We start from the raw sequence: 11,719 nt of genomic DNA on the forward strand, positions 1-11,719 counted from the left end.
TGCCCTGATTCTGGTAATCGATAATTTTAATGAGGCATTCTTACCATGAATCAGACGCTACTTACAGGTACACCTTTCGAACGTGTTGAACTGGCACTGTCTGCGCTGCGCGAAGGCCGCGGCGTAATGGTGCTGGACGATGAAGATCGTGAAAACGAAGGCGATATGATCTTTGCCGCTGAAACCATGACCGTTGAACAGATGGCGCTGACCATTCGCCACGGAAGCGGCATTGTCTGCCTGTGCATTACCGAAGATCGCCGCCAGCAGCTGGATTTGCCGATGATGGTGGATCATAACACCAGCGCCTACGGCACCGGGTTTACGGTCACTATCGAAGCCGCCAGCGGCGTCACCACCGGCGTATCCGCCGCGGATCGTGTGACCACCGTGCGTGCGGCGATTGCCGATGGCGCCAAACCGAGCGATCTCAACCGCCCGGGGCATGTGTTCCCGCTGCGCGCTCAGCCTGGCGGGGTACTGACCCGTGGCGGCCACACGGAGGCTACCATCGATCTGGTGACGCTGGCCGGAATGAAGCCTGCCGGCGTGCTGTGTGAACTGACTAACGACGACGGTAGTATGGCCCGGGCGCCGGAATGTATCGCTTTCGCCGGCAAACACGATATGGCCGTGGTGACGATTGAGGATCTGGTGGCTTACCGCCAGGCTCACGAACAGCGTAAAGCCGGCTAACCGGCGATAGGCATAAAAAAAACCGGCGTTCAGCCGGTTTTTTTGTGTCTCTGAATCAGCCGATCCCGGCGCTTTGCAGGGCGGTCAGGCTGAGGCCCATGACCGACATCCCACACAGCACGCCGTAGCTGGGGTTGTTGGCAGGATCGATCTCTTTAGCCAGCGGCATCAGTTCGTCCACCGAGAGCGCCACCATAATGCCGGCCACCGCGGCCATAATCGCCGCCATCACCACCGGTGATACCATACTGCCCAGAATCAACCACGCCAGAATACCGCCAAAGATTTCCGCGCATCCGGACAGCCCGGCCCAGAACAGCGCTTTACGCTTTGAATTGGTGGCCGCGTAGACTGGGCCGGCGACCGCCAGCCCTTCAGGGATATTGTGCAGGGCGACCGCCAGCGCGATCCCGAATCCCAGCTCAAGGTTGCTGCTGGCGGTTACAAAGGTGGCAATACCTTCCGGGAAGTTGTGCAGGCTGATACCCAGCGTCAACAGAATGGCGGTGCGCCGCAGATTGCGCGGCCGCGGGGCGTGGTCCATCAAATCCTGCGGATGAGCGTGGGGCAGACAGCGATCGAGGGCGAAATAGCCCAGCAAGCCGACCATAAACATGCCGTAGCCCAGTAGTGGAAACATACCGGGGGTATGCAATGCCGCCGGCAACATTTCCATCAGGGAAATAAGTAGCATGATCCCGGCGGCAAAGCCCAGAGAAAACGCCAGCACCCGGTTTGACGGCTTCTGCCCGAGAACGCCCAGTAGGGCGCCAATAAATGTGGCTCCCCCGGCCAGTAGAGTCAGGATCAGCGGTACCGACATAAAACGCTCCTTTTAAACAACACTCTTAAGAATAGTAAAGTCCCTTTCCGGAAAATACGAGGGAGGTTCCGGGCGTGAACTTCAAATTTACTGAAGATCTTCATCATGGTTATCTGAGTTCTTCCCGGCGCGAAAGCGCGTAGTCTGTGGTTATTAAGCAGATAACCCTGAAGGATAGAGCAAATGACCTCCTCCCGTATGCCGGCACTGTTCCTTGGCCATGGTAGCCCGATGAACGTGCTGGAAGATAACCAATATACCCGGGCGTGGCAGCATTTGGGAGAGACGCTACCGCGGCCAAAGGCTATCGTTGTGATATCCGCGCACTGGTTTACCCGCGGTACCGGGGTAACGGCGATGGAACACCCGCAGACTATCCATGATTTTGGCGGTTTTCCGCAGGCGCTGTACGACATGCGCTATCCGGCGCCCGGCTCCCCGGCGCTGGCGCAGCGGGTAGCAGAACGGCTGGCGCCGGTGCCGGTGATTCAGGATAAAGAAGCCTGGGGATTCGATCACGGCTCCTGGGGCGTCCTGATTAAAATGTACCCGCAGGCGGATATTCCAATGGTGCAGCTCAGTATTGACAGTACCAGGCCTGCGCTCTGGCACCTGGAGATGGGTCGTAAGCTGGCGGCGCTGCGTGATGAAGGCATTATGGTGGTTGCCAGCGGCAACGTAGTACATAACCTGCGTACCGCGCGCTGGCACGGCGAGAGCACGCCGTATCCGTGGGCGACATCTTTTAATGATTTCGTTCATGCTAATCTGGCGTGGAAAGGACCCGATGAGGCGCATCCGCTGGCGCATTATCTGGATCATGAAGGCGGTTCGCTGTCTAACCCGACGGCGGATCACTTTCTGCCGCTGCTGTATGTGCTGGGTACCTGGGATGGTCAGGAACCGATCAGTGTACCTGTCGACGGTATCGAGATGGGATCCCTGAGTATGCTGTCGGTACAGATCGGCTAAAAAGAGAAGACGGGCAGGGCCTGAGATGGCGCCTGCCCGGAAAGATTATTCAATAAAGGTATGCGGATAGAAGCGTGAAAGATCCTGAGTGATCAATGCGCGGTCCTCCCGGATGCCGATACCGGCTGGCTGATCGTCAATTAGCCAACTGCCGATCAGCGTATAGCTGTCGCCGAACTTCGGCAGCGGGCAGAATTGCTGAACAATCATACCTTCCTCACCGTAAGGCCCGTCGACCCGGGCGATCTCCTGACCGTTTTCGATGATCTGTATGTTGGCTCCTTCCCGGGAGAAGATCGGCTTCACTACATATTTATCCATCGCCGGGTAGTCGTCTTCGGCAAAATACGCCGGTAACAGGTTCGGATGGTTGGGGAACATCTCCCAGAGCATCGGCAGCAGCGCTTTGTTGGAGATGATGCTCTTCCAGGCTGGCTCCAGCCAGCGCACGCCGGCATCTTCCAGTTTGGTGGAGAATATCTCGCGCAGCATAAATTCCCAGGGATAGAGCTTGAACAGATTGCTGATCACCTGATCCTGTAGATCGGTAAACTGCCCTTTTTCCCCGAGGCCGATATCGTCGATGTACAGAAACTCACTCGGCAGCTCCGCCTCTGCGGCACAGTCCTGCAGGTACTGCACGGTACCGCGATCTTCGATGGTATCCCGGCAGCAGGCGATATGCAGCAGGTTAAACCCGTAGCGGGTTTTCAGTTCGGCAAAGCGCTCAATGATCTTTTCCTGCAGGCTATTGAACTGATCGCTGCCCGCCGCAAGTTGGCCGGCGTTGAGTTGATCTTCCAGCCAGATCCACTGAAAAAACGCCGCCTCGTACAGGGAGGTTGGCGTATCGGCATTATTTTCCAGCAGCTTCGGTTCGCCTTTCCCGTCCCAGGCGAGATCGAGGCGCGAATAGAGCGAAGGCTGGCCGGAACGCCAGGACTGGCGGACAAACTCCCAGGTGTGTTTCGGTATGCGGAACTTCGCCATCAGCTCATCGCTGGCGACGACTTTATCTACTACCTGCAGACACATCTGGTGCAGCTCCGCCGTCACCTCTTCCAGGCGATCAATCTGGGCCAGCGTAAACTGGTAATAAGCGTCTTCACACCAGTACGGTTCCCCATACATGGTGTGAAAGTTAAAACCGTACTCGGTGGCTTTTTCACGCCAGTCCGGGCGTTCGCTGATAGCGATACGTTCCATGCTTAGCCACCCATTGAGCGGTTGGTGCTGCCGGTAGCGCTGCGCTGCATCGTGCTCTGTTTAGCGACCGACTCTCCGAAACCGCCGCGGGTGATTGTCGACGTGGTGGCCGGTTTCGGCGCCATCGCGGTTTTCGGTACCGTCATGGTACGACCCGGGGTGGCGGCACCATAGTTTTTGCCGGCGGCGTCGGTGTATCTTCCGTATGCCGGGCTGGCCGGGTTTTTCGACGAGAACAGCGGCTGCTGCGCAAAGCCTGCGCCGCCGCCCATCAGGCGACCCATCATGTAACCTGCCATCAGCGGCATCCAGAAACTGCCGCTGGACTGCGCCTGAGCCTGGTTTTCACCGGCCATACCGGCCTGAGCCGGCGCCTGCTGGCACTGGCCTTCGCCAAATTCGGCGATACAGTCTTCGCGGGTGGCGTATTTCGGCGCGGTGCGCTCCGCTTCTTTCAGGGCGCTGTTGTACGCGGTGGTACATTCGGCGCTTTTACCCGGATTGGCCTGCGAACAGTCGTCGGCGTTCTGGTAGAGCGAGACGGTCTCATCGCTCTGCTCACAGCCCGCCAGCATAAAAACAGCGGTGATGGCCAGCGCTACCGGAGTTAAATGTTTTGCGTTCCAGCTTTTGCGAAACGCCGCGTGATTTATCTTTTTTGTCCGTTTCATTTTTGTCTTCCTGAGCCCAGGGGATTGTCGATCTGTAGTGCTTAAGGATAGGGGATGGATGGTTGAAATTAAAGCGAAAAGCGGATGCCCGGCGGAGATCTTTACGTTGTCTTACGTAAAAAAGGGCGTGCACGCACGCCCTGGATACGGCTTTTAGTGACGGAACGGATTATTTCCGTTACTGGTAGTTGATGCCGCCTGGGCTACCGCTGCATTTTGCTGCGGAGTTTCCGGGGCGACCACATCCGGGGTGGTGGAAACCGGTTTACCTAAAGTGTTGTTCAGCGCCACCAGATCCTGCTCGTTAAGGGTACCTAATGCCGATTTCACATTCAGTTGGTTGATCAGGTAGTTATAACGGGCATTCGCCAGTTGTTGTTTGGCGTTGTACAGCGTGGTGGTGGCGTTCAACACATCAACAATCGTACGGGTACCCACCGAGTAGCCGGCTTCCATCGCATCAAGGGAGCTCTGCGCAGAAACCACGGTCTGCTGGTAGGCGGCAATGCTACTGATGGAAGCATTGATGTTGTTATAGGATGAACGCACGTTCTGAATCACGGTACGGTGGGCGCTTTCCAGTTGTTCGCTGGCGCCGACAAACGCATACTGCGCCTGTTTAACCTGGGAGTTCACTGAACCGCCCTGATACAGTGGCAGCGAGAACGTCAGACCGACTTTATTCTGACCGATGTTGCTGTCGTCATACTGGGCGCCGTTAGTTTTGGAGCCGCTATAGCTGGTATCGGACACCGCGGTTGAGGCACTCAGGCTCAGGGTCGGCATATGGCCGGTCTGGGCATAGCGGATCTGTTCGCGGGCCAGATCCTGGCTCAGACGCGCCTGCAACAGGCTCAGGTTACGCTGCTCCGCTTCTTTAAGCAGGTTGTTCACCGTCTGCGGTTTATTGGTTTTAAAACCTGCGACATTCAGGGACGCCAGTTGCGGATAGTAGTTGCCGGTCACCTGACGCAGTTTTTCCACCGCGTTATCAAGGTTGTTGCGGGCGGTGACTTCGTCGGCCAGCACGCTGTCGTACTGGGCGCGGGCGTTCTGAACGTCGGTGATCGCCACCAGGCCGACGTTAAAACGCTGGGTCGTCTGATCTAACTGGCGATAAATGGCCTGTTTCTGCGCTTCAATATAGGAAAGCGTGTCGATGGCGTTCAGCACTTCGAAATAGGTTGTCGCGGTATTGAGGATCAGCGTTTGCTGATCGGTCTGATAAGTGACGTCCTGAATGCCGGCGGTCTTTTCCTGTAGAGTCAGCGCCCGCCATTTTGACATGTCAAAAATGGTCTGAGTCAGGGATAACGACGCGCTGGTGGCATTAGAGTTCACGCCGTTACTATCGCGGTAGCCGTTACTGTAGGTATAATCTGCACCCAGACCGAGTTGCGGCAGTAGCGGGCTGCGTGCTTCGTTAATTTTCTCAAACGCAGCATCACGGTCAGCAGCGGATTTGCGCAGATCCGGGTTGCTGAGGCGCGCCTGCTGATAAACCTGCAACAGGTTTTCTGCCTGGCTCATGGCGCTGAACCCTGTCAGGCTCAGACCGATAAGTAGTGGGAGCAGTTTCTTCATTTGCATTCCTTGTTGTGAAGCAGAAATTGTTTTGTTAGCGCTGACAAGTGTCGAAAATGATCGCCGATTTTAACCGAATGCGCCAGCAGTTAAGGTTGGCCTAATGTGCCATGCAGCGCCCTTTTCAGCAATTTCCCTAAGCAAGATAGCTATTATCGCCAGTAACTGTCTTCGGACAAGCTTGAAATCGCTTAATTCATCACCATAGCTAGTGGACATCATTATGACCAACACGTCGAACGCGCCAGCCATGAACTTCACCAAAAACGATGTAGAAATTATTGCACGTGAAACGCTTTATCGCGGTTTTTTTTCGCTCAATCTTTATCGTTTTCGCCATCGTCTATTCAGCGGGGAAATGAGTGGTGAGGTTCAGCGCGAAATTTTTGAGCGCGGCCATGCCGCCGTACTGCTACCCTATGACCCGGTGCGCGATGAAGTGGTACTGATCGAGCAGATACGTATTGCGGCGCTGAATAGCAGTGAAACTCCGTGGCTGCTGGAAATGGTCGCCGGCATGATTGAAGTGGGCGAAACCGTTGAAGACGTAGCGCGGCGCGAAGCGATGGAGGAGGCGGGTATCACGGTAGGACGTATTAAGCCGGTACTCAGCTATCTGGCCAGCCCCGGCGGCACCAGCGAGCGGTTATCTATCGTCGCCGGGGAAGTGGATGCCGCCAGCGCCCATGGAATTCATGGCCTGGCGGATGAAAACGAAGATATTCGGGTTCAGGTGGTAAGTCGGGAACAGGCTTACCGGTGGGTGGAAGAGGGGAAAATTGATAACGCAGCGTCAGTCATCGCCCTGCAATGGTTGCAGCTGCACTATGAGAATTTGCAAAAAGAGTGGAATATCTGAACATGAAGCGCTATACGCCTGATTTTCCAGAAATGATGAGACTGTGCGAAACCAATTTCGCCCAGTTGCGTCGCCTGTTGCCGCGCCAGGACGAGCCGGGCGCGATGGTAAGTTATCAGGTTAATAATGCGCAATACCGGTTAACGGTGCTGGAGTCTACCCGTTACACTACACTGGTGGAGATAGTACAGACGGTGCCAGCGATCAGCTACTGGAGCCTGCCCTCAATGACGGTGCGGCTCTATCATGATGCGATGGTCGCCGAAGTGTGTTCGAGCCAGCAGATCTTTCGTTTTAAAGCGCGTTATGATTATCCGAATAAAAAGTTGCATCAACGCGACGAAAAGCATCAAATTAACCAGTTTCTTGCTGATTGGTTGCGCTACTGTTTAGCGCATGGAGCGGTGGCGGTTCCGGTTTGTTAGCGTCGTGAAACCTAAGGACACCATTTGGAAAGCCTGTTAAAGATTCCTGTTGCCGAAGAGGCCAGCATCAGGATTTTACAAATCACTGATACCCATCTGTTTGCCGGAAAGGGCGAAACATTGCTTGGCGTAAACACCTGGGAGAGTTACCAGGCGGTTATCGCGGCGATCCATCGCCAGCAGGCGCACTATGATTTGATCGTCGCCACCGGCGATCTGGCCCAGGATCATACCGCGCAGGCGTATCACCATTTTGCTGAAGGTATTGCCGGCTTCACCATGCCCTGCGTCTGGTTGCCGGGAAACCACGATTTTCAGCCAGCAATGTTTAGCGCGCTTCAGGAAGCGGGCATTTCCTGCGCCAAACAGGTGCTTATCGGCGCTAAATGGCAAATCATCCTGCTGGATAGTCAGGTATTTGGCGTACCGCACGGCGAACTCAGCGACTATCAACTGGAATGGCTGGAGCGTCGGCTTAAAGCGGATCCGCAGCGCCATACTCTGCTTTTGTTGCACCATCATCCGCTGCCCGCCGGCTGTAGCTGGCTGGACCAGCACAGTCTGCGCAATGCGCCGGCGCTGGATCACATCCTGTGCCGCTACCCGCAGGTCACGACCCTGCTGTGCGGGCATATTCACCAGGAACTGGACGTCGACTGGAATGGCCGTCGGGTTCTGGCTACCCCTTCAACCTGCGTACAATTTAAGCCGCACTGCGCTAACTTTACGCTTGATACCATCGCGCCAGGCTGGCGCTGGCTGGAACTGCACCCAGATGGCGCCCTCACGACCGGCGTCTGCCGCCTGGAAGAGGCTCATTTCAGCCCTGATACTGCTTCAGAAGGATACTGATGGCTACGCTCCTCTATTTACACGGATTCAATAGTTCGCCGCGTTCCGCAAAAGCAGCCAGCCTGCAACAGTGGCTCAGCGCCCATCATCCGCACATTGAAATGGTAGTGCCGCAGCTTCCTCCCTTTCCGGAAGCGACGGCGGAACTGCTGGAGGGTATCGTGCTGGAACATGGCGGCGCGCCGCTGGGGATCGTCGGATCGTCGCTGGGGGGCTATTATGCGACCTGGCTGTCCCAGTGTTTTATGCTGCCCGCGGTGGTGGTGAATCCGTCGGTGCGCCCCTTTGAACTGTTGCTTGACTATCTGGGCGAAAACGAGAATCCGTGGACGGGCCAGCAATATGTGTTAGAGTCTCGCCATATTTATGATCTCAAAGTCATGCAAATTGACCCGCTGGAGGCGCCGGATCTTATCTGGTTGCTACAGCAGACCGGTGATGAAGTGCTGGATTACCGCCAGGCGGTGGCGTACTACGCCTCCTGTCGTCAGACGGTGGAGCAGGGGGGAAACCACGCATTCACTGGCTTTGAAAATCATTTCACACAGATTGTCGATTTCCTTGGGCTTCAGTAAGCCGGGAAGCGACCCCTGTTTGGTTATCTGAACGATTAAATCATGACGCAATCATATAACGCTGATGCCATTGAGGTACTCACCGGGCTTGAGCCGGTCCGCCGCCGCCCGGGGATGTATACCGATACCACTCGCCCGAACCATCTGGGGCAGGAAGTTATTGATAACAGTGTGGACGAAGCGCTGGCCGGCTACGCTAAACGCGTAGACGTGATCCTGCATGCCGATCAGTCCCTGGAAGTCATTGATGACGGGCGCGGAATGCCGGTGGATATTCATCCGGAAGAAGGCGTGCCCGCCGTTGAGCTGATCCTCTGCCGGCTGCACGCCGGGGGCAAGTTCTCCAATAAGAATTACCAGTTCTCCGGCGGCCTGCACGGCGTCGGTATCTCGGTGGTTAACGCCCTGTCGCGGCGTGTGGAAGTGACGGTGCGCCGCGATGGTCAGGTTTACAGTATCGCCTTTGAAAATGGCGAGAAGGTGCAGGATCTGACGGTGGTCGGCACCTGCGGCAAACGCAATACCGGCACCAGTGTCCACTTCTGGCCGGATGAATCCTTCTTTGACAGTCCGCGCTTTTCTGTTTCCCGTATGGCGCATTTGCTGAAAGCGAAAGCGGTGCTGTGTCCCGGAGTGGAAATCACCTTTAAAGATGAGGTGAACAACACGGAGCAGCGCTGGTGCTATCAGGATGGCCTGAATGATTATCTGTGCGAGGCGGTCAACGGTCTGGTGACGCTGCCGGAAAAACCCTTTATCGGCAACTTCAGCGGTGAGACGGAAGCGGTGGACTGGGCGCTGCTGTGGCTGCCGGAAGGCGGCGATCTGCTTACCGAAAGCTATGTTAACCTGATTCCGACCATGCTCGGCGGCACCCATGTCAACGGTCTGCGCCAGGGGCTGCTGGATGCGATGCGCGAATTCTGTGAATACCGCAATATTCTGCCGCGTGGCGTCAAGCTCTCCGCGGAGGATATCTGGGAACGCTGCGCCTACGTGCTGTCGGTGAAAATGCAGGATCCGCAGTTTGCCGGCCAGACTAAAGAGCGCCTCTCTTCGCGCCAGTGCGCGGCCTTTGTTTCCGGCGTGGTGAAAGACGCCTTTAGCCTGTGGCTGAATCAGAATGTGCAGGCCGCGGAACAGCTGGCGGAAATGGCGATTTCCAGCGCCCAGCGGCGAATGCGGGCGGCGAAAAAAGTGGTGCGCAAAAAGCTCACCAGCGGGCCGGCGCTGCCGGGCAAGCTGGCGGACTGTACCGCGCAGGATCTTAATCGCACCGAGCTATTCCTGGTGGAAGGGGACTCGGCGGGCGGTTCCGCCAAACAGGCGCGCGATCGCGAGTATCAGGCTATCATGCCCCTGAAGGGCAAGATCCTCAACACCTGGGAAGTGTCATCCGACGAAGTGCTGGCCTCGCAGGAGGTCCACGATATTTCGGTAGCGATCGGGATGGATCCGGACAGCGAGGATCTGAGCCAGTTGCGCTACGGTAAGATCTGTATTCTCGCGGATGCGGATTCCGATGGTTTGCATATCGCGACTCTGCTGTGCGCGCTGTTCGTGCGCCATTTCCGTACGCTGGTGAAAGATGGTCATGTTTATGTGGCAATGCCGCCGCTGTACCGTATCGATCTTGGCAAAGAGGTGTATTACGCGCTGGACGAGGAAGAGAAAGCCGGGGTACTGGAACAGCTTAAGCGCAAGAAAGGGAAGCCGAATGTGCAGCGCTTTAAAGGTCTGGGGGAGATGAACCCCATGCAGTTGCGTGAAACTACCCTCGATCCCAATACCCGCCGCTTGGTGCAACTGACTATCGACGACGAAAATACTGACAAAACGCTGGCGGTGATGGACATGCTGTTAGCGAAAAAACGCTCTGAGGATCGGCGTAACTGGCTACAGGAAAAAGGCGATCTCGCGGATCTTGAAGTGTGAGTACGACGGCTCAGGGAAATTACCCTGAGCGGATTTTTACTGGCCGGGGATTTGCGGCGGGTTTAAATCAACGGCGGTTAAATACTCAGGCGGTGGAATCACCGCCTTTATTCTGCCGCTACGGGTTGGCTTAGCGCAGCCCGTCTTCCAGAATGCGAATGTGCATATCCAGAATGTCGTCCTTCGTCTCCTGGGCAAATGCCTTCATATGCGGGGTTTGCAGGTGCGCTTCCAGATGTGCGACCGTTTCCCACTTTTCCAGCATGATGATGGAATCTGTCGCCGTGGCCTGAAACTCCACGTTGGCGTTATGATCCACCAGCGGGGCATAGCCGTGGCAACCCTCTTCCTGAAGCACCGTAGGGGTAATCTTTTTAAATACGTCCAGCACGGCCTGGCGATGGTGTAGCCCCGGACGGGTACGAATTTCTGCTATCACTGTCAGCATGACACTCACTCCTTTTTGATCAGGCTTTCAGTTAACCAAAAATTTCACCAAGATGCTTGCGATATTCTGCGATGTAGCGCGGGACATCAGGCATTTTGATAACGTCATTGGCGATAAAGGTCGGTAGCGGCGCCATGCCCAGGAACTGGTTAGCCTTATGGAACGGCAGATAGACGCCATCCACTCCCACGCCGTGGAAGAACTGATCTTCTTCAGTAAAGGCTTCCATTGGCGCATTCCAGGTCAGGGAAAGCATATATTTTTTGCCCTGCACCAGGCCGCCGGAGCCATATTTTTTAGACGCGTCGGAGCGGGTGCGACCATCGCTGGCGTACAGGGAGCCGTGGCCTTCAGTAAAGACATCATCGATATATTTTTTCACCGTCCACGGGGCGCCCATCCACCAGCCAGGCATCTGCCAGATAACCACATCTGCCCACAGGAAGTTCTGCACTTCTTGTTTCACATCGTAATCGCTTTCGGCGCGTACCACTTTTACGTCGTGACCGGCGTCGCGCAGGAAGCTTTCGGCAACCTCGGTCATGGTGTCATTCAACTGGCCATTAGAGTGGGCGAATTTTTTCGCGCCGTTGATAATTAAAATGTTGCTCATGTTGTAAACCTTAAAATGTGATGTTTGTCACGAATGTTAATCCGTTTTGTGAATGGTTTA

At 55.8% G+C, this 11,719-nt stretch carries 13 protein-coding genes; 7 read left to right on the forward strand and 6 right to left on the reverse strand.

What is annotated here, in order from left to right; all coding sequences use genetic code 11:
• The first annotated feature begins 45 nt into the window (after positions 1-45).
• Complete coding sequence (gene ribB / locus AQ981_RS06845; RefSeq protein WP_058911008.1) at positions 46-696, forward strand: 3,4-dihydroxy-2-butanone-4-phosphate synthase; 651 nt, start codon at positions 46-48, stop codon at positions 694-696.
• A 55-nt stretch (positions 697-751) separates the two neighbouring features.
• On the opposite strand, the gene zupT is transcribed toward ribB, so the two are convergent.
• On the reverse strand, positions 752-1,519 hold the full coding sequence (gene zupT, locus AQ981_RS06850; protein ID WP_058911009.1) for a zinc transporter ZupT: 768 nt from the start codon (positions 1,517-1,519) through the stop codon (positions 752-754).
• Positions 1,520-1,702: 183 nt separating this feature from the next.
• On the opposite strand from zupT, the gene ygiD reads away from it, so the two are divergent.
• Entirely contained in the window at positions 1,703-2,491 is a 789-nt protein-coding gene (gene ygiD, locus AQ981_RS06855; RefSeq protein WP_058911010.1) for a 4,5-DOPA-extradiol-dioxygenase, read from the forward strand.
• Between the two features lie 45 nt (positions 2,492-2,536).
• Here the strand turns inward: ygiD and AQ981_RS06860 are convergent, their stop codons facing one another.
• From AQ981_RS06860 to tolC, 3 genes are all read right to left on the reverse strand, one after another.
• Positions 2,537-3,697, reverse strand: coding sequence for a glutathionylspermidine synthase family protein (locus AQ981_RS06860; RefSeq protein ID WP_058911011.1), 1,161 nt, complete (start codon positions 3,695-3,697; stop codon positions 2,537-2,539).
• Positions 3,698-3,699: 2 nt separating this feature from the next.
• Positions 3,700-4,368 (reverse strand): DUF1190 family protein, encoded by a 669-nt coding sequence (locus tag AQ981_RS06865; protein WP_058911012.1) that lies wholly within the window; start codon positions 4,366-4,368, stop codon positions 3,700-3,702.
• Between the two features lie 153 nt (positions 4,369-4,521).
• A complete protein-coding gene (gene tolC, locus AQ981_RS06870; protein WP_058911013.1) occupies positions 4,522-5,952 on the reverse strand; it encodes an outer membrane channel protein TolC in 1,431 nt (476 codons plus the stop codon).
• A gap of 250 nt (positions 5,953-6,202) precedes the next feature.
• Here tolC and nudF point away from each other — a divergent pair, with 250 nt between their 5' ends.
• The 5 genes from nudF to parE are packed head-to-tail and all read left to right on the forward strand — an operon-like array spanning position 6,203 to position 10,598.
• A complete protein-coding gene (nudF, locus tag AQ981_RS06875) occupies positions 6,203-6,811 on the forward strand; it encodes an ADP-ribose diphosphatase (protein WP_420809744.1) in 609 nt (202 codons plus the stop codon).
• 2 nt (positions 6,812-6,813) lie between these two features.
• The gene (locus AQ981_RS06880; RefSeq protein WP_058911015.1) at positions 6,814-7,236 is read left to right on the forward strand and encodes a DUF1249 family protein; all 423 of its coding nucleotides are present in this window, start codon (positions 6,814-6,816) and stop codon (positions 7,234-7,236) included.
• 24 nt (positions 7,237-7,260) lie between these two features.
• Positions 7,261-8,088: a 3',5'-cyclic-AMP phosphodiesterase gene (gene cpdA, locus AQ981_RS06885; protein ID WP_058911016.1), complete on the forward strand. Its 828-nt coding sequence runs from the start codon at positions 7,261-7,263 to the stop codon at positions 8,086-8,088.
• Positions 8,088-8,663, forward strand: a complete 576-nt coding sequence (gene yqiA, locus AQ981_RS06890; RefSeq protein WP_058911017.1) for an esterase YqiA — start codon at positions 8,088-8,090, stop codon at positions 8,661-8,663. Before cpdA ends, yqiA begins: the two co-directional genes overlap by 1 nt.
• Before the next feature lie 42 nt (positions 8,664-8,705).
• The gene (gene parE / locus AQ981_RS06895) at positions 8,706-10,598 is read left to right on the forward strand and encodes a DNA topoisomerase IV subunit B (protein ID WP_058911018.1); all 1,893 of its coding nucleotides are present in this window, start codon (positions 8,706-8,708) and stop codon (positions 10,596-10,598) included.
• A 130-nt stretch (positions 10,599-10,728) separates the two neighbouring features.
• Here parE and AQ981_RS06900 read toward each other — a convergent pair whose 3' ends face one another.
• Together AQ981_RS06900 and AQ981_RS06905 are read right to left on the reverse strand one after the other, a co-directional pair.
• On the reverse strand, positions 10,729-11,046 hold the full coding sequence (locus tag AQ981_RS06900) for a putative quinol monooxygenase (protein ID WP_058911019.1): 318 nt from the start codon (positions 11,044-11,046) through the stop codon (positions 10,729-10,731).
• Positions 11,047-11,077: 31 nt separating this feature from the next.
• Positions 11,078-11,659 (reverse strand): NAD(P)H-dependent oxidoreductase, encoded by a 582-nt coding sequence (locus tag AQ981_RS06905; RefSeq protein ID WP_058911020.1) that lies wholly within the window; start codon positions 11,657-11,659, stop codon positions 11,078-11,080.
• Positions 11,660-11,719 lie beyond the last annotated feature (60 nt).

The organism is Entomohabitans teleogrylli (assembly GCF_001484765.1).
Taxonomy (GTDB): Bacteria; Pseudomonadota; Gammaproteobacteria; order Enterobacterales; family Enterobacteriaceae; genus Entomohabitans; species Entomohabitans teleogrylli.